Raw genomic sequence first — 21,596 nt, forward strand, 5'->3', positions numbered from 1 at the left:
AATGAGCCTCTATCAACTACAGGGCTGCACTGCCGTCGTCACCGGAGGTTCTTCGGGGATTGGCCTGGCCTGCGTCGAGTTGCTGCTTGAAGCCGGTGCCGCCGTGGCGTTCTGCGGCCGCAATGAAAACCGCTTGTTGGACGCCGAGGCCGGTTTGCGTCAACGCTTCCCCCAAGCACGGTTGCTGGCACAGGTGTGCAACGTACTCGACGCGGACTCGGTCAACGCCTTCGCCGCCGCTAGCCTCAAGGCGTTGGGGCCTGCCAGCGTGCTGATCAACAATGCCGGGCAAGGCCGGGTATCGACCTTTGCCGACACCTCTGACAGCGCTTGGACCGAAGAGCTGAACCTGAAATTTTTCTCGGTGATCAACCCGGTCCGTGCCTTCAAGGCACAGCTGCGAGGTGAGCCGCACCCAGCCATTGTCTGCGTCAACTCGCTGCTGGCCAGTCAGCCCGAACCGCACATGGTTGCGACCTCGGCGGCCCGTGCCGGCGTGATGAACCTGGTGCGTTCGATGGCGACCGAATTTGCCGTTGAAGGCATTCGGGTCAACGGCATTCTTATTGGTCTGGTCGAGTCCGGGCAGTGGCGCCGACGTTTCGAGGCCCGCGAAGAACGGGCGCTCGACTGGCCCCAATGGACCGCACGGCTCGCCCAACAAAAACACATTCCCCTAGGACGCCTGGGCCTGCCGATTGAAGCGGCCCGCGCGATCCTGTTTTTGGCCTCGCCTCTGTCGGCTTACACCACAGGCAGCCATATCGATGTTTCCGGAGGTCTGTCTCGCCATGCGTAATGAAAATACTGTCACCGTTGGCGCAGCCATCACGGCGTTCCTTGAGCAGTGCGATGTGAAAGCCGTATTCGGCGTGATTTCAATCCATAACATGCCGATCCTCGATGCGTTCGCGGTGCGCGGCAACATCCGTTTCGTCATGGCTCGCGGTGAAGCGGGCGCCACCAACATGGCTGACGCCTATGCCCGCACCACCGGCGGCCTCGGCGTGTGCCTGACGTCCACCGGCACTGCCGCCGGTAACGCTGCGGGCGCGATGGTCGAAGCACTGACCGCGGGTACGCCATTACTGCACATCACCGGGCAGATCGAAACGCCGTACCTCGATCAGGAGTTCGCGTATATACACGAGGCTCGCGACCAACTGACCATGCTCAAGGCTGTGTCCAAAGCCGCGTTCCGGGTACGCAGCGTCGACACCGCGCTCAGCACGATGAAGCTTGCCGTACAGACTGCAATGACCGCGCCCACCGGGCCGGTAAGCGTCGAGATTCCGATCGACATTCAGTCGACCTTCATTCCAATGCCGGCCGACCTGTCGCCGCTGCCCGTTCCGGTCGCCGTGCCTGCACCGGATGCGCTGGACCTGGTCGCCGAGCGCCTGGCGGCCGCCACCCGCCCACTGCTGTGGCTCGGCGGCGGTGCACGCCATGCCGGGCCCCAAGTCAAACGCCTGCTGGACATGGGCGTCGGCGTTATCACCTCGACCCAAGGGCGCGGCGTGGTCAACGAAGATGACGATCGCTGCCTCGGCGCGTTCTCGCAGAACAAACTGGTCGAACAGTTCCTGCAAAGCTGCGACGCGCTGCTGATCGCCGGTTCACGCCTGCGCAGTAACGAGACCTTCAAGTACGCGCTGAAACTGCCACGTAACACCTTGCGCATCGACGCTAACCCGGCCATTGAAGGTCGCAGCTATAACAGTGAACTGTTTATCTGTGGTGATTCGGCACTGGCGCTTGAGGGGCTGGCGGACCGATTGCAAGGTCGCCTGCGCATCGACCCTACCTTCCTCACGGACTTGAAAGCGGTACGCGAGAAGTCGCGCCAGCAACTGATCGCCGACCTTGGCCCGTACTCGGCAATGGTCGAACAACTGCAGGCGATGACCGGGCGCAATTTCTCGTGGGTACGCGACGTCACGCTGTCCAATAGCATCTGGGGCAACCGCTTGCTGACCCTGTTTCACCCGCGCTCAGGCGTGCATGCACTGGGCGGCGGCATTGGCCAGGGCTTGTCGATGGGCATTGGTGCTGCCGTGGCCGCTGCCGAAACGGCGCCTGGGCGCAAAGTGTTTGCCCTGGCCGGTGACGGCGGTTTCATTCTCAACCTCGGCGAACTGGCGACGCTGGTGCAAGAAAACGCCAACGTGGTGATCCTGCTGATGAACGATCAGCGTTACGGGGTGATCCGCAACATTCAGGACGCGGTCTACGGCAGCCGCCATTGCTACGTCGACCTGCACACACCCGACTATTCGAAGCTGGCCGAGTCGCTGAAGCTGCGCCACGCACTGGTCACCGACCTGAAGGATTTCGGTCGCGTTGTCGATGGCGCACTGGCGCAACCAGGGCCGTTCCTGCTGGAAGTCGACATGCTCAGCGTCGGTAGCTTCGCCACCCAGTTCGCCGGTCCGCCCAATAGCGAAACCAACGCGCAAAAAGCCACGGCCTGAGGAATTCGTCATGTTGCATATCACCATGATCGGCTGCGGCGCCATTGGCGTCGGCGTGCTCGAACTGCTGGAGAAAGACCCGCAGTTGTGCGTCGACTACGTCATTGCATCGCAAGGTTCCGAAGCATTGGTACGCCAGCGGCTGGCCAGTTTCAAACAGCCACCACACGTGCTGACCGAGCTACCGGCTGATGCGCGCCCAGACCTGTTGGTCGAGTGCGCCGGCCACCGAGCCATCGAGGAACACGTGTTGCCGGCGCTGGAACGTGGCATTGCCTGCCTGATTGTTTCGGTGGGCGCGCTGTCCGAAGTGGGTCTGGTGGAACGCCTGGAGGCAGCCGCCGAGCGCGGTCAAACCCGCATCGAGTTACTGCCGGGTGCCATCGGCGGTATCGACGCCTTGTCGGCAGCCAAGGTCGGCGGACTGGACTCGGTCAACTACACCGGACGCAAACCGGCACGCGCCTGGAAAAATACCCCCGCTGAACAGGTCTGTGACCTGGACAGCATCACCGAAGCGACTGTGATTTTTGAGGGCAGCGCTCGCGAGGCGGCTCACCTTTATCCGAAAAACGCCAACGTCGCCGCCACCTTGTCGCTGGCGGGCCTCGGCCTCGATCGCACCCATGTGACGCTGATTGCCGATCCGGCGATTGAAGAAAACGTGCATCACTTCGAAGCGCGCGGTGCCTTTGGCGGGTTCGAACTAAGCCTGCGTGGCAAACCACTGCTGGCCAACCCGAAGACCTCGGCGCTGACTGTGTACAGCGTCGTGCGCGCCCTGGGTAACCACGCTCACGCGATTTCGATTTAGGGGACAGCAATGACTCTCGAACAGACTTTACCGATCTGCATTGCCGGCGAATGGCGACTCGGTCGCGGCGAACGCTACGCCACTTGTTACCCCGCGACCGGTGAAGCGGTGGCCTGGCTTAACGCCGCCAGTGTCGAAGACGTTGAGGACGCCGTACACGGCGCGCACCAGGCGTTTTTGCACAGCGGCTGGGCGCAACGCAAACCTCACGAGCGGGCCAGTGTTTTGTACCGCATCGGCGAACTGATGCGCGAACGCAGTGAAGAGCTGGCACACCTGCAACGCCAGGACAATGGCAAGCCGATCAACGAAACCCGGGCATTGGTTGCCAGTGCTGCCGGTACTTTCCAGTTCTTCGCTTCGGCCTGTGAAACCCTCGAAGAAACCATCACACCGTCCCGTGGTGATTTCGTCAGCATGAGCGTTTACGAACCGATGGGCGTGATCGCCGCCATCACTCCGTGGAACTCTCCGGTTGCCAGCGAAGCGCAGAAAGTTGCACCTGCGCTGGCCGCTGGCAACGCCGTGGTGATCAAACCGGCGGAAATCACGCCGTTGATGGCCTTGCAACTGGCGCGTATTTGCGACGATGCCGGCTTGCCAAAAGGCCTGCTCAGCGTATTGCCGGGTAAAGGTTCGCTACTCGGCGATGCGCTGACCCGGCACCCGCTGGTCAAACGTGTGTCGTTCACTGGCGGCACTAAAACCGGCAAGCACATCGCCCACATCGCTGCCGACAAAATGATGCCGGTGTCGCTGGAACTGGGCGGCAAATCGCCGACCATCGTGCTCGACGACGCCGACCTCGACCACGCGGTGGCTGGGGTGTTGTACGGCATCTTCAGTTCTTCGGGAGAGGCCTGCATTGCCGGTTCGCGATTATTTGTCGCCCGCGCCTTATACGAACCGTTCATGGCGCGGCTGGTGACCGCCGCAGCCGAGTTAAGGGTTGGTGATCCAGCAGATGAAGGCACGCAAATGGGCCCGCTGATCAGCGCCGCTCACCGTGAGTCCGTGGAGCGCTATGTCGCGCTCGGGCTTGCCGAAGGTGGACGCCTGCTGCTCGGTGGCCGGCGGTTGACCGGCAGCGTTTACGACCGGGGTTTTTACTACCCGCCGACCATCATCGAAGGCCTGAACAACAGCCAGCAGGTGTGCCAGGAGGAGATTTTCGGGCCGGTATTGGTGGCGATGCCATTTGATGACGAGGCGCAACTGCTGGAGCAGGCCAACGACAGCCTGTACGCCCTCGCCGCCGGCATCTGGACCCGCGATTACAAACGCGCCTGGGCGCTGGCCCGGAAAATCCAGGCTGGCACGGTATGGATCAATACCTACAAGCAGTTTTCGATTTCGACCCCGTTCGGTGGCTGGCGCGACAGCGGCCTGGGCCGTGAAAAAGGTCGCCTCGGCATCCTGCAGTACATGGAACAAAAAAGCCTTTATTGGGGCATGAACGAACAGCCACTGGCCTGGGCCGGTGTGCAACGAGAGGTTGGATTATGAGTGTTTTGGGCATTGATGAAGTGACCTACGGCGTCGAGGACCTCGACACCAGCAGCCGGTTTTTCAGCGACTGGGGCCTGAGCAAAGTCAGCGAGCAGCCTGACGAAGTGATCTTCGAAACCCTCAACGGTTGCCGCGTGGTGCTCGCCGACATCAACAAGGCAGGCTTGCCGCCCGCCATCGAAGCGGGTTCGACGGTGCGCGAAGTGGTTTGGGGCGTTGAAAGCGACGCCGACCTGAAGCTGTACAGCGAACGCATCGCCAATGATCCAGGCTTCGTTGAGGCCAACGGGCGCATCGGCTGCACCGACCCCAACGGCTTGGCGATCCGCCTGCAAGTGACCCGCAAGCGTGAACTGAATATCGAGTGCAGCGGCCACAATACGTGGCAAACCAAAGGACGCATCAACAAGGCTGCGCCTGTTTACGACCGCGCCACGCCGATAGAAGTGGGGCATGTGGTGTTTTTCGTCAAGGACGTCAACGTTTGCGAAGCCTTCTACCACCAACGTTTCGGCTTCCAGGCCTCAGACCGCTATCCGGACCGTGGCGCCTTCCTGCGCACCGCTGAAGAAGGTGGCCACCACGACTTGTTCATGCTGCAACTGCCCGCCCCTCGCGCCGGTTTGAACCACGTCGCCTTCACCGTGCGCGATGTGCACGAAGTGTTCGGCGGCGGCATGCACATCTCCCGCAGTGGCTGGGCGACCGAAATCGGCCCGGGGCGGCATCCGGTGTCTTCAGCGTTTTTCTGGTACTTCAAAAATCCGGCCGGCGCACTGGTCGAGTACTACGCCGACGAAGATCAACTGACCGGTGAATGGCAGCCACGCACGTTCGAGCCCGGCCCGACGGTCTTCGCCGAGTGGGCCATTGCCGGCGGCATCGATGGCAACACGCGGCGCCAGCAAAATATCGAAGCACCGCAGGGCAAGTTTCTTACCGACAAACCGAAATCCTGAGCAGGAGTCGTCCATGTCTTCGCTGAATATCGCTATTGCCGGTGCCGGCATCGGTGGCTTGACTGCCGCCATTGCGCTGCACCGTGCGGGTCATAACGTCACCGTATTTGAACAATCGAAAGCCTTTCTGCGGGTCGGGGCCGACATCAACCTGACGCCCAACGCGGTGCGTGCTCTTGATGGTTTGGGCGTGGGCGCGGCGGTGCGTATCCCGGCCGCACGTCCGACACACCGGATCAGCCGCTTGTGGGACACCGGCGAGGAAACGTCGCGCCTGGAAATGTCTGATGCTGCCGAAAAGAAATATGGCGCTCCGCAATTGACCATTCACCGTGCTGACCTGCTGGCCGCGCTGGCCGATGTCTTCCCGCAAGCACACGTGCAGTTTGGCAAACGTGCCGAACAGGTGCTGCAAACCGCTGGCGGAATCGAATTGCGCTTCAAGGACGGCACTCGCCACGTCAGCGATCTGTTGATCGGCGCCGACGGTATTCATTCGGTGGTGCGCAATGCGCTGTTCGGCGATGAACAACCGCGCTTTACCGGCGTGGTCGCTTATCGCGCCGTGGTGCCCGCCGAGAGCGTCGCCCACGTGCCAAACATTCAGGCATTCACCAAATGGTGGGGCCCGACACCGCACAGCCAGATCGTGACATTCCCGTTGAATCAAGGGCGGGATATTTTCATCTTCGCCACCACGGCGCAGGACAGCTGGCATGAAGAATCCTGGACCAGCGCCGGCGATGCCGATGAGTTACGCAGCCACTACCAGGACTTTCATGCGGATGCGCGCGCGTTGCTCGATGCGTGCAGCGAAGTGCTGAAAACCGCGTTGTACGAACGCGACCCACTGCCGTTCTGGTCCAAAGGTGCGATGACCCTGCTGGGTGACGCCTGTCATCCGATGATGCCGTTCATGGCCCAAGGCGCCGGCCAGGCAATCGAAGACGCGGTGGTACTGGCTCGCCATCTGCAGGACCTGCAAGGCACCGCGCAGATCGCCGCTGCGCTTGAGGCTTATCAGCAGGCGCGACTGCAACGCACCAGTCAGATCCAGATTGGTTCACGTGGCAATCAATGGCTGAAGGACGGTGGCAACGCCGATTGGGTCTACGGCTATGACGCCTGGACCGTGCCGACACCCAACGCGGCCTGAAACATGACAGATGCACCCGCGAAATATCGCGGGTGCCCCGTAGACGTTATTCCCCTGCGAGAAATGATCCGCCAAGGGGTACTCAACCGAGATCGACGAGATGAGCAATAGCGAACCTTATGTGGAGCCGCATCAGGCCCGGAAGCGTCCGAACACCCAATTTGAAGAGTTGCTCGGGGACTCCATTGAACGCGCCTTTGGCAACGGGGTGACTGAACTGCCGGCATTGCTCGCGCACTTGAACCTGGCCGGGCCGCCCTGCCCCCTGACCACGGGTGAGTGGACTGAAGACGCCTATAAAACCCTGATGGCTCGGCTGGGCGAATGACCCGCCGGAGGACGATAAGAAATGAACATGCAAACAACCGTCGACCCTGTTGAAAACATCTTGGCCAATGGCCTGAAGGACTTGTGGTTTCCTGTCTTGCCTTCGGACCTGTTGGGCGTAAAACCGGTGTCCATCCGTCGATTGGGCTACAAGATAGCGTTGTGGCGCGATAACGATGGCGGCGTGCACGCTTTGGAAGATCATTGCCCGCACCGCGGCGCGCCTTTGTCGCAGGGGCCGGTGTTGGGTGACCGCCTGCAGTGCCCTTATCACGGCGTGGAGGTGCGCTGCGACGGTACTGTCACCAAAGTGCCAGGGAGCCCGGGGTGCAAACTCGAAGGCAGTCGACCGACGCGGATGTTCCACACACGCGAGGCTGCTGGCGCAATCTTCCTCTACAACGCCACCGACCCGCACATCGGCACGCCGCCGGAGCTGGTGTTGCCTGAACAACTGACCTCGCCACTGTGGAGCAGTTTTGTTTGCTACACCGAATGGAAAGGCGATTACCGCTATGTGATCGACAACGTCATGGACCCGATGCACGGCACCTATCTGCACAAGATGTCGCACTCCATGAGCGAAGGCGAGGCCACGGCTAAATTCGTCACTCGCGACACCGACCATGGTTTCTTCTTCGAGAAGGAGGGTCAGCGCGGGGTCAACTTTGACTGGACCGAGTTCATGGACAACGGTTGCCACTGGTTGCGCCTGGAAATTCCTTACCCGAAAACCGGTGGCCCCGGCGGCAACTTCACCATCATCGGCAGCTACACACCCAGCAGTCGCGCCTTGTCGGCGGTATTCCACTGGCGCTGCCGGCCGCTGACGGGTTGGCAGCGCGACACTTGGCGCTTCCTCTACAAAAATCGTCTGGAAGCACGACACTGGGCGGTGCTGGAACAGGACCGGGTACTGCTCGAATTCATGGAGCCCGACGCCAACCAACGAGAAAACCTCTACCAGCATGACTTGGGCGTGGTGCGCCTGCGTCGTTACCTGAAGAACGCTGCCAAGTCGCAGCTGGAACTGATCGAAGCGAAACAACTGCCATGAGCACTGTTTTGCGAATTGTCGAAAAGAGGTGAGCCATGTCCCATTCATCCCCCCTCTGCGCTCGTGTGCATACGCTGCGCTACGAAGCTGAAGGCATTATCAGTGTTGAGTTGCGGCCGTTTGGCGACACGGTATTCGCCCCGTTCGATGCCGGCTCGCACATCGATCTGCATTTGCCCAATGGACTGGTACGCAGCTACTCGCTGCTGAACTCGCCCAGCGATCAAGGTCGCTATGTCGTCGGCATCCTGCGTGATCGCAACAGCCGCGGCGGCTCGGAGTATGTGCACGGACAATTGCGCGTCGGCATGCAGCTGTCGATCTCGTCACCGCGCAATAATTTCGAACTTGATTTAACGGCCACGCACAGCGTGCTGGTGGCAGGTGGTATTGGCATCACACCTGTTTACTGCATGTTCCGCCAACTGCTGGCATTGGGGAAATCCGCCGAGCTGATCTACTGCGCACGCTCACGGCAGGAGGCCGCCCTGGTGGAAGAGCTCGGCGGCCTGAATGCCAAAGTGATTTACCACTTCAATGACGAAAAAGGTGTGCCGCCAAACCTGGCCACTTATCTGGCGGATCAGCCGCGCGATACGCACTTTTATTGCTGCGGTCCAACGCCGATGCTCGATGCTTTCGAAAGCACCTGTGAAAGTCTCGGGTACCCACATGCCCACATCGAGCGCTTCGCGGCAGCCGAGCTACCGCCGTCGCAAGACGCGCAAAGCCGTTACAGCGTCGAGCTGAAAAAGTCCGGCAGGACACTGTCGGTCGAGCCAGGCCTGAGTTTGCTGGATGTGTTGCTCAAGGCCGGTTGCGATATCGACTACAGCTGTCGTGAAGGGGTGTGCGGTTCGTGCGAAACAGCTGTGCTGGCGGGTGACGTCGATCATCGCGATGGCGTGTTGACCAAAGCCGAACGAGCCGCCAACAAATCGATAATGGTGTGTGTATCGGGATGTAAAAGTCAGCGGTTGGTGCTTGATCTATAACACATCACTTTAAACTCTAACTCTTAAAAGGCCGACATTGTTGTCGGCCTTTTTTATGAACAGCGGAGTAAGAACGCACACTAAGCGTGCAGTTTAGTTACTCCGTTCAGCTTGCGTTTCAAGGGCAATACAAGAAAACCTGTTTCCTATATAAACAATTGTTTTTAAACAATTTATTCAAACAAATACAACACCCTTAACGTTGGCACGCTTTCTGCTCAAGCCATAACAAGTTCACCTGTCATACACCGTACCACCCACGAAACAGCAAACAATCACGCAGCACGTTGAGTCACTCGCTAATGGTCATCTTAAAGACAAGCGGGAAAGTGTTGCCTATCGCTTTACAACGCTAAACGTTCAGGGGAGATCGACATGAAGAAGTACGTTATATGCTTGGGCTTGATGTTAAACAGTTGCTTTAGCTTCGCCGGTGAGCCCGGGCCTGCGACTCCGGAAGTAACCAGTACAGTAAAAAAACCGTTTCCGCACATCGCCTGGCGCAGTGATGACGGCGAAAGCAGCCTGGACATCGGTGGCGCCTTGCGAACCAACTACCGGGATGAACATTGGGACACCACCGAAAACAACGGCAGGTTTCTGTTCGATACCTTTCGCCTGGACGTACAAGCAACCTATAAAAACCTGTTCAGTGATGTCGGCTACTGGTTTCAGGACGATGGCAAGCGCGCCATCGATCGCGGCTTTGTCGGCTATCGGCTGAACAGCCATTCAAACCTGCAACTGGGGGCGCCGTTCAAGCCATTCGGCCTGGAACCGTATCCGCAGTTCGGCTGGAGTTATCACCTGCCATTCTTCATGGGCTATGCCGTGAGTGCCGGCACCGGTTTGAAGTACAGCTACAAGGATCAGGACTGGGATGTGCAAGTGGGCTTTTTCCCGCGCATGCTGCCCTCCGATATTCGTTACTCGCCGGAAATCGGACGCTACGCCGACTTGAAGGACAATGCGATTGCGTTCACCCAATCGCGTCAGGACAACGAGAAGCACAACCAGATCAATGCACGGGTCGCACGGACGTTCATCAACGACGGCTGGAAAACTGAATTGGGTGCTTCGCTAGCGACTGCTCAACTGTACAACGCCACCACCAAAGACGATGGCGATTACTGGGCCGGCGGCATTCACGCCATCATCAATGCCGGCCCCTGGACCGTGACCACCCAGGGCATTCGCTATGAATACGATCCGAAAAACCCTGCTGGGGTCAGCGACGATTCGGTACTGATGGGCGGTAATGGCCTGACGCCCGCTTACCTGATTGCCGCAAAAGCCACCATCGGTTCGCTGAACGTCAGCTACGACGTCCTCACGCCGAAACTGGGTCAGCTGAAAAAGATCAAGCTCTACAATGATTACAGTCGGCTGATGAAAGACAAAAGCGGCTGGGACGACTCGCAAATGTACACCGTCGGGGCGCAGTTCCTGGCGATGCCGATCATTGCCTGGCTTGACCTGACCTGGGCCAAAAACGCCAACCCCTACGGTGGTGCGGAAAACGGCAGCGGATTTACCAACACCCGCTCCAGCGGCAGTAACGAGTGGTTCTACCGGACTAATATCAACATCGGTTATTACTTCTGATAACAGCCATCGTTGTGCAGGGCAAAAGCAACCGGCCGACTGCGCACGGTTGCGGCTATCGTGATCCCGGCCTAAGGTCCAAGCAAGGCTTTGCCAACGAGGTGACGACATGCAGAACGACTCACGCCCGGCCGTACTGGAACTGATCGGCAACACGCCACTGGTGCGTGTCAGCCGTTTCGATACGGGGCTGTGCACGCTGTTTCTCAAACTCGAATCACAGAACCCCGGCGGTTCGATCAAGGACCGTATCGGGCTGGCAATGATCGATGCCGCAGAGCGCGACGGCCGCTTGCGACCGGGCGGTACCATCGTCGAGGCCACGGCCGGCAATACCGGCCTGGGCCTGGCGCTGGTCGGGCGCGCCAAGGGCTATCGCGTGGTGTTGGTGGTGCCGGACAAGATGTCCACCGAGAAGGTGCTGCACCTCAAGGCCATGGGTGCCGAGGTGCACATCACCCGCTCCGATGTCGGCAAGGGTCATGCCGATTATTACCAGGACGTCGCGGCACGGCTAGCGCAGGAAATTCCCGACGCATTTTTCGCTGATCAGTTTAATAACCCGGCCAATCCACTGGCTCACGAGTGCAGCACTGCGCCCGAGATCTGGGCTCAAACACAGCATGATCTGGATGCGATTGTGGTCGGGGTCGGTTCGGCCGGGACGCTTACCGGGCTCACGCGTTTCTTTCGTCGCGTGCAGCCGGACCTGGCCATGGTGTTGGCCGATCCGGTCGGGTCAGTGATGGCCGAATACAGCCGCAGTGGCTCCCTCACAACGCCCGGTTCGTGGGCGGTGGAAGGGATTGGTGAAGACTTCATTCCATCGATTGCCGACCTTTCCAGCGTGCGTCACGCTTACTCCATCAGCGATGAGGAAAGTTTCGATCATGCGCGCCAACTGCTGCGCGCCGAAGGCATTCTGGGCGGCTCGTCCACCGGCACCTTGCTGGCAGCGGCGCTGCGGTACTGCCGCGAGCAAACCACACCCAAACGCGTGGTCAGTTTCGTCTGCGACACCGGCACTCGCTACTTGTCGAAGGTGTACAACGATCAGTGGATGAACGATCAGGGCTTGCTCAAGTACAAGCGCTACGGTGATCTGCGCGACTTGATCGCACGGCGTTTCGAGGATGGCCGGGTGATCAGCGTCGGGCCGGACGACACGCTGCTGACAGCCTTCCAGCGCATGCGCCTGGCGGATGTATCGCAACTGCCGGTGTTGGTGGACGGGAAACGTCTGGTGGGCGTGATCGACGAATCGGATATCTTGCTCGGCATGCGAGAAGACGCCTCGCACTTTCGCCTGACCGTGGCCAGCGCCATGACCGACAAGTTGCAAACCCTGGCGCCCGACGCCAGCCTGGCGCAATTGCGAGCGGAACTCGACCGTGGGTTGGTGGCGATCATCGCCGATGCCTCAGGCTTCCACGGCTTGATTACCCGCGTCGACATGCTCAATCATTTACGGAGATCCCTGACATGAGCCAGCACGATGAAAGTGCCACGCCACACGCGTTCGCCACGCGGGTGATTCACGCCGGACAATCGCCAGACCCTTCTACCGGCGCACTGATGCCGCCGATCTACGCCAACTCCACGTATCTGCAACAAAGCCCCGGCGTGCACAAGGGCCTGGACTACGGGCGCTCGCATAACCCGACGCGTTTTGCGCTGGAACGTTGCGTCGCCGACCTTGAGGGCGGCACCCGGGCATTCGCTTTCGCCTCCGGGCTGGCGGCGATTTCCACGGTGCTCGAACTGCTCGACGCCGATGCTCACATCGTCTCTGGCAATGACTTGTATGGCGGCACGTTTCGACTGTTCGACAAAGTTCGCCGGCGCAGCGCCGGGCATCGTTTCAGCTTCGTCGACCTGACGGACCTGGCAGCGTTCGAAGCCGCGTTGCAGGACGACACGCGAATGGTCTGCGTGGAGACGCCCAGCAATCCCCTGTTGCGCCTGACTGACCTGACCGCCATCGCTCGAATCTGCCGCGAGCGCGGCATCCTCTGCGTGGCCGACAATACCTTTGCCAGCCCATGGATACAGCGCCCGCTGGAGCTGGGCTTCGATATCGTGGTGCATTCAACCACCAAGTACCTGAACGGCCATTCCGATGTGATCGGGGGCATCGCCGTGGTCGGGCAAAATGCCGAACTGGCCGAGCGCCTGGGCTTCCTGCAAAACGCAGTGGGCGCCATTGCCGGGCCGTTCGACGCGTTCCTGACATTGCGAGGGGTGAAAACCCTGGCCCTGCGCATGGAGCGCCACTGCAGCAATGCACTGGACCTGGCGCAATGGCTGGAGCAACAGCCGCAAGTCGCACGGGTTTACTATCCGGGCCTGCCGTCGCACCCGCAGCACGCGTTGGCGCGCAGCCAGATGCGCGGTTTTGGCGGGATGATTTCGCTCGACCTGAACACCAACCTCGCAGGCTCCAGACGCGTTCTGGAGAACGTACAGATTTTCGCGCTGGCCGAGAGCCTGGGCGGCGTCGAAAGCCTGATCGAGCACCCGGCGATCATGACGCACGCCACCATCCCGGCAGACACCCGGGCGCAGTTGGGTATTGGTGATGCGCTGGTGCGTTTGTCGGTGGGGGTCGAGGACGTCGAAGACTTGCGCGCAGACTTGGCCCAGGCACTGAAACGGATTTGAACATGCGTCCTCTGAGCCATTTCACCCGGCCATGGCTGCTGTCGCTGTGCTGCCTGAGCCTTGCAGTACCAGGCATGGCCGTCGCCGAATCAAAACCTGAAGGCATGGTGTATTTACGCGATGTCGACGCCAGCATCGAGCAAGACATGCGTTACGCCGGCGCCCACAACTTCACTGGCCATCCGCTGGACGGTTATGCTGCCGCAGAATGCATGCTGTCACTGGACACCGCCAAAGCCCTCTCGCAAGTCCAGACAGCGTTGCGCGCCCAGGGTTACGGCTTGAAGGTATTCGACTGCTACCGACCGAGCCGCGCGGTGGCGGACATGGCCCGTTTCGCGACGCAGCCGGGAGACCCGCGCAAAGCCGAGTTCTATCCACGGGTGAACAAGCAGGATTTCTGGCGCCTGGGCTATGTGGCGCGGGTGTCTAATCACTCCAGAGGCTCGACCGTGGACCTGACATTGACCGGGCCGCACGCGTTGCCCGCCGCTACCTGGACGCCTGCCGCAGCGCAAGCCGACTGCACCGCGCCGTATGGACAGCGCTGGCACGATGGCGGCCTCGACATGGGCACCGGTTTTGATTGTTTCGACGAGCGCGCGCACACCGCCAGCGCCGCGATCAATGCAACCGCTAAGGCCAATCGCCTGCGACTGGGCAGCGCCATGGAAAAAGCAGGATTCAGCGGGTATTCGAAAGAGTGGTGGCACTTCACTTTCGGTGGAGCAGACGCCCCGAAAGCGGTCATGGACTTTCCCGTTACCGCGCGCAGCAGCAGCGATGCACTCGGCAGCAGCCACCAATTGATCGTTGTCACCAGCAAAAACTGGGATGACATCCACGGCATCGCACAACGTTATGAGCGCGACGGGACAACCTTTCGCAAGGTGGGCGAGGCCTTTGCGGTGGTGGTGGGCAAAAGCGGAATGGCCTGGGGCAAGGGATTGAACAGCAACGCGCCGGGTGAAGGCCCGAGCAAGCGTGAGGGCGACGGCAAGGCACCCGCCGGGGTTTTCACGCTGGGAACGGCGTTTGGTTTTGAAGAAAAAGCCGACACCAAACTGCCCTACCTCGCGCTGACAGCGACCACCGAATGCGTGGATGACAGCCACTCCAGGCACTACAACGAACTGGTCGATGGCGCCGCTGAAAGCAAAGACTGGGCCCATTCGGAACACATGCGCAGCGAGGATGTTTTGTATCGAAAAGGCATCTTCATCGAGCACAACACGCCAGCATCGCCCGCGTCGGGCTCATGCATCTTCTTTCACATCTGGCGTGGCCCCGACTCGCCGACGCTCGGTTGTACGGCGATGGCACCGGCGAACATTACGCGTTTGTTCGACTGGCTGGATCCGCGTCAGTCGCCACTGCTGGTGCAAATGCCCGAGGCCCAATACGACCAGCAGCGTGCAGGCTGGAACCTGCCGCCACGCTGATCGGTCAGCCCTGTTTCAAATCCAGGCAGTAAGTGAAATACCCGGTATCGCGCACATAGCCCAATGATTCATATAACCGCTGCGCGGTGGCGTTATCCGTGGCGGTTTCCAGGGTCATGCCTTTAGCGCCGCTCAACACGGCGAAGGAGCGCGCCGTGTTCATCAGCAACGTCCCCACCCCGCGACCCCGGGCGGCCGGTGCGGTAAACAGATCGCCGAGCAGCCAGGTGCGATGCGCGTCGATGGAAGAAAAAGTCGGGAACAACTGCACGAATCCCAGTGGTTCGCCATCAGGGTCCTTGGCGAAGAAAATCACCGACTCATCACGGGCGATGCGCTCACTGATGAAGGCTCGTGATTGCGCAAGGTTTGATGGCTGGCCGTAAAAACCACGGTAAGCGTCGAACAGGCCGGCGATGGTGTCGAGGTGGCTGGCGTCGGCGCGATGGGCCTGAAGCGTCATGGCAATCGTTTCCTTACGGAGGAGTTAAACATCGGGGATCATCTCTTAAAGGTTATAGCCGATCAGTCAGCACCTGTAGATAGCCTGACTTGCCAGCGATGGCGTTTTTGGAATTGCCATCACCGGCAAGCCGGTTTCCTACGGGATCTGCGTTAACCACAACAATCCGGCATTCACCACCGATCCGTAGGCGTCTGGCTTGCCAACGATGGCGTTTTTGGAATCGCCATCACCGGCAAGCCGGTTTCCTACGGGTTCTGCGTTAACCATAACAATCCGGCATTCACCACCGATCCGTAGGCGTCTGGCTTGCCAACGATGGCGTTTTGGGAATCGCCATCACCGGCAAGCCGGTTTACTACGGGATCTGCGTTAACCACAACAACCCGGCATTCACCACCGACCCGTAGGCGTCTGGCTTGCCAGCGATGGCGTTTTTGGCATCGCCATCACCGGCAAGCCGGTTTCCTACGGGTTTGCGTTGGAACCATGAATTGCGGCATTCGCCACGTATCTGGAGCGAGCACGCTCGCTCCTACAATTTACTCCGCTAAGCGGCAATCAGGATCAGCCTGTTTGCCTTCTGAACAGCGCTTTTATTGTGCTTGCGAAGGTGCAACGGCGACTTCGGCCAGCCTCGGATCAAGGCTTGCGAACGGCGCCTTCGCCCACACCACTTTGCCGCCCACGACGGTCAGCAGTACTTGATTGCGGCCCAGCTCAGCCTCGGGCACCTGCATGAAGTTTTTATCCAGCACGATCAAGTCGGCGAACTTGCCTACCTCCACCGAACCGACCACCGCGTCCAGCTTCAGTTGCTGCGCCGCATTCAAGGTGATTGCGCGCAATACTTCGGCACGCGACAGCGCCGGGTCGGCATTCAACCTGCCTGCGTATTTGGCGCCATAGCTGTGCGGATTCAGCGGATCCCCCGAGCGGGTAACCCCAACCTTCAGTGCAAGGAACTCATCCAGCGGGTCCACCGGCCAGTCACTGCCATAGGCGACGCGACCGCCGGCATGGGCGATGCTGCCTGATGGCTCCATGCGCGCAAAACGCGCCGCGCCAAGATGCTCTTCGGTACCATCGACCGTGGACGGCGCCTGCTGAGCCCATTGAAAGGACATGGTGGCGGTCACATCCAGTGCCTTGAAACGCCCATAGTCCGCGGGGTCCACCGATTCGGCATGGGCGATAGACGGGCGAAATTCGTTGCCGGGCAGTTGTTTGCGCACGTATTCGATGCTGTCCAGCGAGTCGCGCACGGCGCGTTCGCCAGTGGCATGAAGGTGCGGATCAAAACCACTGCGCACCGCTTGCAACAGCAGCGGATTGAGAACTTGCGGGGGGAAATACAACTCGCCGAGGTTTTTGCCGGGTGTCCATTTTGGCGCCTTGTCGGTACCGCTATTGTGCAAGTACGGCGTCAGCATGGCGCCCGTGTCTGCCGGGGCATTGATGATGCCGTCCATGAACAGCTTGACGTGGCGCATGCTCACTCCGGGCGCCACCTTGACTTCACCTTGATCGTAAACATCAGCCAGTGCCTTGGCGTCGGCAATGGTTTTTACCGGGTCGGCGGCTGCGGCGGCCGGGTCCAGTTTGATCGCCAGCAAGGCACGGGCAGTCAGTTCGCCCGACTGCTGCAGGCGAGTAAAGGCCTGGCCATTTTCCGGCCCCGACAAGGCATCGAAGAAACTGGTAATACCTTGCTGGCGCATGGCGTCGAGCGCTGCACGAATCTGGATCAGCTTCTGCGCATCGGTGGCTGGCGGCACGACGGCGGCCATGGTATCGGCAGCGCCATCCTCACAAATACCGTTCGGATTGCCAGCGCTGTCACGCCGGTATTTGCCATCACTCGGATCGACCGTGAGCCTGTTGATACCGGCCACTGCCAGGCCGCGAGAGTTTGTCAGCGTGGTATGGAAATCAGTGGAGCGCACCTGAATCGGCCGAGAGGTCTTGAGCGCGTCCAGCGTCGATTTGTCGGGATCGCCATCGATTCCGTCCATGCCCATGCGATCCCAGCTACCGACTTCTAGCCAGACGTCGGGCCCCTTGTCCGGTTCGGCATCCAGGCATGCCTGGATGCTTTGCTGCATTTGCGCCCGCGTCATCGTCTGGTACTTGAGGTCGCACAAGGTCATGGCGCGGCCACCATCGCCGGGATGCATATGCGCATCAATGAACCCCGGCATCAGCATGCGTCCCGCCAGGTCAACCTGCTGCGTCTGCTTGCCGACGTAGGCAGCAACGCCTTCGTTACTGCCCACATAGACAATCTTCCCGCCCGTGACAGCAATCGCCTGCTGCACCGGGTTTTTGCCATCGACGGTGTAGACATAGCCGTTGCGCATCACCATGTCAGCGCCAGTCGAACCCTGGGTCTGGCAACCCACCAGCGCCATGCAGGAAAATGCCGTAGTCGCTGTAACGGCGATAAATAGCCTGGAAAATTTCACCTGCCTCACCTCTGTTTTTATAGTGTTGGGCGTGCTCAGGCACACGGCCGTGCAAGCCCCTGATATGCAGGGCATACCCTATAGAGCGCAGCGGCTGGATGGACCTCTGCAAATGAGGAGGGTCGAAGCAAAAAACGCCAGTGCAGCAGGCGGCTGCACTCAAGGCTGGCGGTTGAAGTCCGGGGGCGGGATGGGCGAGCGCAGCACTGAACCCAGCTCAACCTTGCTCTTGACACCAAGCTGCAAATAACAATTACGCAGATAGGTGCGCACGGTCGCCGGGCTCAGTGCGAGCATTTTGGCGATTTCCTTATAGGAATGGCCGGCCGCAAACAACATCGCTGCCGTACGTTCCCGTGGCGCAAGCATCGCCCCACGTGGCTGCACCTCCAGAGACAAAATCACATGCCCGGCATTCGGAGTCAGCGTCAGCGCACAACGTCCAAGGCGTATCACGCAGGGCGCGTTTGGCAACTGCGTGGTGACCTGCGAGGGCAGCATCGACCCGCTCCACTGCGGCAACTCGCGCTGTATGGCCGCGCATAACGTTGCGCCCACGTACAGCAAGCTGCCGTCCATGCGCGCAATGGCGAAGTCGGTTGCTCCGTTGCCAGTGTCGAAACGGATCATGTCCTGCACCTGAAATCGCCACAACTGCAACAAGTGATCGCAGAACGCCGAGAACAGCAGGCTTTGCGCATCGTCGAACGCCGGCCCGAGCGGTCCACGGTACAGACAGACAAAAAACATCAGGCCGCTTTCAGGTAACTCGAAGGTGATGCACATCGCGTGGTAAAGATCGTGTCGCAGCGCAAACGCACTCACCACTTCGTCGAGACCGTCATACCCGCTTTCGCGTACCACCTCACCGGGTTGGCTCAACGTGGCATGGGAAAAACTGTCGGTGCCCGCCCCCGTGTGCCATTCGGCAGCGAAGGATTCCGGCAGGTTGATGCGCCCGTGCATCCAGCTTTTGGGAGGCACCTGGGAGCCAGACGCGGACATCTCGCCCCACCAGGCAGAAGCAAACGGCACTAACTGGCCAAAGGCGTGCAAGCCATCAGCGATAAACCGCGATGCGCCGCGATCCCGCGCAAGCCGACCCAGCTGCAGTACACATCGGTTGAACGCCGCGAGCGTTGCCATGGACGTCACGCCGTCGAGTTGCTGCCCCTCCTGCATCGCACCGATCCCGTCTGCTACACGCTGTATTGATCGGACCATGCCATGGCGCAGCGATGTCGTCCAGTCAGCGACTGCGATGACAACGACAACTACAGAACGCCATACAACTGCGCGCGCCGATCCCGATGCAGATCATTGCGTGCACTGATTCGCTTGTTGCGCGCCTCCCCAAGGTTCAGCGATGCCAGCAGGATCTGCTCGCCGCCCTGCTCTGCCGGGCCGGCCAACGGATAACCATCGGCGTCGACAATGACCGAACCTTGTACCCAGCTCACCCCACGCTCGTGGCCGTGACGATCGCACGCGGCGATAAACATCCGGTTGACCGATGCGTTCGCCTGAACCCGCACCACTTCTGCCGCGCGTTCGGTGGGTGGCCGAGGTCCATCGGGCCAGTTGACCGGGGCGCACAACAAATCTGCGCCCGCCAACGCTGGAAGTCGCACCCATTCGGGGAATTCGAGGTCATAGCAAATCAACATGCCGAGGCGTCCATGAATGGTATCAATCACGGGCGGCGCTTCATTTCCGGCACTGAAGATTTCATTCTCGGCATCCCACAGATGCGCTTTGCGATAAATGGCTCGCAGACCTTGTGCATCGATCATCGCGGAGCTGTTGGCGAGTTGGCCATCCGCCAGCCGCTCGCAAAATCCGCCGACCACAACAATGTTCAATTCCTTCGCCAACATTTTCCACAGCGCCAGGGTTGGCCCGTCGGCGGTTTCTGCCAGCGACAGCGCTTCATCGCGGTCGGCGAACAAGTAGCCGCTCTGAACCAGTTCGGGCAGCACCACGACATGCGCGCCACGCAGCGCCGCTGACCGAATGGCGCGTTCGGTCAACGTCCGGTTGAACGCCAGATCACCTATTTTCGGTGCCAGTTGGCAGCAGGCAACCACGGTATTTTTTGCAATGCTCAACGTCCCTCCTCCGCAGGCTGATGGGTCATGGCGACGATGTCGCGCTCGGTCATCGAGTCGATGATGCCGCGTTCGTAGTCAAGGTCTATCGAACGGCTGAGCAGGTAGTAAGTCAGGCCCGACACAACCAGGCCTACCAGCCAGGCGATGTCTACGCCCTCAAGCATGCGAGCCATCGGCCCGACGAATACCTCTTTGTTGGCCGCCGCATCGAAGATGTAAAAGAACGGCACCATGGCGGCGAACCCAATCAGGTAAGAGACGATGCCGCGAAATTGCCAAGCGCCGTAAATGCCCTTTGGCGTAAAGAAATGGGGGATCGCGTAACGCCCCTTGCGCACGAAGAAGTAGTCCACCAGGTTGACGGCTGTCCATGGCACCAGGAAGTACAAGAGCAGTACCAGGAAGGTGTTCAGCAGGGCGATGCCATCACCTTTGATCGACAGGACACAGGTCAACAGAATCAAGCTGATGGCGGAAATCGACATCACCCGTGCGCCGGGCGTCGGGGTAATTTTTTTGATCGAATCGACCCCCGTCAACAGGGTCAACATGGCGCTGTAGGTGTTGAGTGCGATGATCGGCAGGAAGCCCAATACCGACACAATCACCAAAAAATTGCCCAGTCCGGGAATCATCGAAGAGCCGACCTGATTCAGCGCCACCAGCGCGTCGGCCGCTTTCAATTGCTGAGCAAGGAACGCGCCGAGCCCGATCATCCAGCTGCCGGACAGTGACGCGCCGATGAACACCGCCGCGATCAGTTTCGGGCGGCTGGTGTTCTTCGGCAGGTAGCGCGAATAGTCAGAAACATACGGCGCATAAGAGATGTTGTAGCTCGCGCCGATGGCGAACAGCGTGGCAAATGCTACCCAATTGAAACCCAGGTCCGTTGCGGGCGTAACACCTTCCTGCCCGGCACCGAACATCAAGGCGATGGTCACTAGCGCATACAGCGGCAAGGTGACCAGTAATGCCCACTTGAAGACCTTATGCATCAGGTCGTGGCCGTATATCGACAACAAGGCACCGACCAGCACGACCGCAACGGCGACAATTGTCGGGTTAACGCCAAACACGTGTTCGAGGCCGCTCATGATCAGCGAAATATTGACCACGTTGAAGCCGACGAACACAAACATCGTTGCCATCAACGCCAGGATTACCCCGCGATAACCAAACTGAGCCCGGGACTGGATCATTTGCGGCAGTCCCATTTCCGGGCCTTGTGAGCCGTGAAATGCCATGAAAATAGTGCCGAACATGATGCCGAGTGCACCGGCTAGCATCGTCCACAACGCCGACAACCCAAGGCTTGGGCCGACAAAACCGATCGAGATGGTGAAAAAGTGAAAGTTGCCCAAGAACCAGAAAGGTCCCTGGCTACTGAGCTTGGCGTGGCGTTCGTTTTCCGGGATGTAATCGATCGAGTGGCCTTCGATGGCCAGCCCGCTACTTGCCTCGACGGCGTGTGCAGAAAGTGGAGCCCCTGACATACGATTGTTCCTATGTGGGTAATTGTTGTTTTTGTGGGCAATACGCCGGTTTCACTGCAATGTAT

At 59.9% G+C, this 21,596-nt stretch carries 19 protein-coding genes; 13 read left to right on the top strand and 6 right to left on the bottom strand.

Annotated features, from left to right (window positions below):
• Window position 1: 1 nt before the first annotated feature.
• From ACQR3R_RS12425 to ACQR3R_RS12485, 13 genes are all read left to right on the top strand, one after another.
• Window positions 2-799 (top strand): SDR family oxidoreductase, encoded by a 798-nt coding sequence (locus tag ACQR3R_RS12425; protein WP_428272492.1) that lies wholly within the window; start codon window positions 2-4, stop codon window positions 797-799.
• Window positions 792-2,474, top strand: coding sequence for a thiamine pyrophosphate-binding protein (locus ACQR3R_RS12430; protein WP_428272493.1), 1,683 nt, complete (start codon window positions 792-794; stop codon window positions 2,472-2,474). The genes ACQR3R_RS12425 and ACQR3R_RS12430 overlap by 8 nt, the downstream gene beginning before the upstream one ends.
• A gap of 10 nt (window positions 2,475-2,484) precedes the next feature.
• The gene (locus tag ACQR3R_RS12435) at window positions 2,485-3,288 is read left to right on the top strand and encodes an aspartate dehydrogenase (protein WP_428272494.1); all 804 of its coding nucleotides are present in this window, start codon (window positions 2,485-2,487) and stop codon (window positions 3,286-3,288) included.
• A 9-nt stretch (window positions 3,289-3,297) separates the two neighbouring features.
• The gene (locus ACQR3R_RS12440; RefSeq protein WP_428272495.1) at window positions 3,298-4,794 is read left to right on the top strand and encodes an aldehyde dehydrogenase family protein; all 1,497 of its coding nucleotides are present in this window, start codon (window positions 3,298-3,300) and stop codon (window positions 4,792-4,794) included.
• Window positions 4,791-5,756, top strand: coding sequence for a VOC family protein (locus tag ACQR3R_RS12445; RefSeq protein ID WP_428272496.1), 966 nt, complete (start codon window positions 4,791-4,793; stop codon window positions 5,754-5,756). Before ACQR3R_RS12440 ends, ACQR3R_RS12445 begins: the two co-directional genes overlap by 4 nt.
• A gap of 13 nt (window positions 5,757-5,769) precedes the next feature.
• On the top strand, window positions 5,770-6,912 hold the full coding sequence (locus tag ACQR3R_RS12450) for an FAD-dependent monooxygenase (RefSeq protein WP_428272497.1): 1,143 nt from the start codon (window positions 5,770-5,772) through the stop codon (window positions 6,910-6,912).
• 100 nt (window positions 6,913-7,012) lie between these two features.
• Window positions 7,013-7,240, top strand: coding sequence for a recombinase-like helix-turn-helix domain-containing protein (locus ACQR3R_RS12455; protein WP_428272499.1), 228 nt, complete (start codon window positions 7,013-7,015; stop codon window positions 7,238-7,240).
• 21 nt (window positions 7,241-7,261) lie between these two features.
• A complete protein-coding gene (locus ACQR3R_RS12460) occupies window positions 7,262-8,296 on the top strand; it encodes a Rieske 2Fe-2S domain-containing protein (RefSeq protein ID WP_428272500.1) in 1,035 nt (344 codons plus the stop codon).
• A 35-nt stretch (window positions 8,297-8,331) separates the two neighbouring features.
• Window positions 8,332-9,291, top strand: a complete 960-nt coding sequence (locus tag ACQR3R_RS12465; protein ID WP_428272501.1) for a 2Fe-2S iron-sulfur cluster-binding protein — start codon at window positions 8,332-8,334, stop codon at window positions 9,289-9,291.
• Between the two features lie 375 nt (window positions 9,292-9,666).
• Window positions 9,667-10,896 carry a hypothetical protein gene (locus tag ACQR3R_RS12470; RefSeq protein ID WP_428272502.1) on the top strand — a complete coding sequence of 410 codons (1,230 nt, stop codon included), beginning with the start codon at window positions 9,667-9,669 and terminating at the stop codon, window positions 10,894-10,896.
• A gap of 109 nt (window positions 10,897-11,005) precedes the next feature.
• Window positions 11,006-12,382: a pyridoxal-phosphate dependent enzyme gene (locus ACQR3R_RS12475; protein ID WP_428272503.1), complete on the top strand. Its 1,377-nt coding sequence runs from the start codon at window positions 11,006-11,008 to the stop codon at window positions 12,380-12,382.
• The gene (locus ACQR3R_RS12480) at window positions 12,379-13,557 is read left to right on the top strand and encodes a PLP-dependent transferase (RefSeq protein ID WP_428272504.1); all 1,179 of its coding nucleotides are present in this window, start codon (window positions 12,379-12,381) and stop codon (window positions 13,555-13,557) included. Before ACQR3R_RS12475 ends, ACQR3R_RS12480 begins: the two co-directional genes overlap by 4 nt.
• A 2-nt stretch (window positions 13,558-13,559) precedes the next feature.
• Window positions 13,560-14,999 (top strand): M15 family metallopeptidase, encoded by a 1,440-nt coding sequence (locus ACQR3R_RS12485; protein ID WP_428272505.1) that lies wholly within the window; start codon window positions 13,560-13,562, stop codon window positions 14,997-14,999.
• Between the two features lie 4 nt (window positions 15,000-15,003).
• Here the strand turns inward: ACQR3R_RS12485 and ACQR3R_RS12490 are convergent, their stop codons facing one another.
• From ACQR3R_RS12490 to ACQR3R_RS12515, 6 genes are all read right to left on the bottom strand, one after another.
• A complete protein-coding gene (locus ACQR3R_RS12490; protein WP_428272506.1) occupies window positions 15,004-15,462 on the bottom strand; it encodes a GNAT family N-acetyltransferase in 459 nt (152 codons plus the stop codon).
• A 138-nt stretch (window positions 15,463-15,600) separates the two neighbouring features.
• Window positions 15,601-15,732: a hypothetical protein gene (locus ACQR3R_RS12495; protein WP_428272507.1), complete on the bottom strand. Its 132-nt coding sequence runs from the start codon at window positions 15,730-15,732 to the stop codon at window positions 15,601-15,603.
• Between the two features lie 326 nt (window positions 15,733-16,058).
• Window positions 16,059-17,927, bottom strand: a complete 1,869-nt coding sequence (locus tag ACQR3R_RS12500; RefSeq protein WP_428272509.1) for an amidohydrolase family protein — start codon at window positions 17,925-17,927, stop codon at window positions 16,059-16,061.
• A gap of 159 nt (window positions 17,928-18,086) precedes the next feature.
• Window positions 18,087-19,151, bottom strand: coding sequence for a LuxR C-terminal-related transcriptional regulator (locus ACQR3R_RS12505; RefSeq protein ID WP_428272510.1), 1,065 nt, complete (start codon window positions 19,149-19,151; stop codon window positions 18,087-18,089).
• Between the two features lie 50 nt (window positions 19,152-19,201).
• Window positions 19,202-20,035 carry a nitrilase-related carbon-nitrogen hydrolase gene (locus ACQR3R_RS12510; protein ID WP_428272511.1) on the bottom strand — a complete coding sequence of 278 codons (834 nt, stop codon included), beginning with the start codon at window positions 20,033-20,035 and terminating at the stop codon, window positions 19,202-19,204.
• A complete protein-coding gene (locus tag ACQR3R_RS12515) occupies window positions 20,032-21,531 on the bottom strand; it encodes a cytosine permease (protein WP_428272512.1) in 1,500 nt (499 codons plus the stop codon). The genes ACQR3R_RS12510 and ACQR3R_RS12515 overlap by 4 nt, the downstream gene beginning before the upstream one ends.
• Window positions 21,532-21,596 lie beyond the last annotated feature (65 nt).

This window comes from Gordonia sp. IEGM753 (genome assembly GCF_050321825.1).
GTDB lineage: Bacteria > Pseudomonadota > Gammaproteobacteria > Pseudomonadales > Pseudomonadaceae > Aquipseudomonas.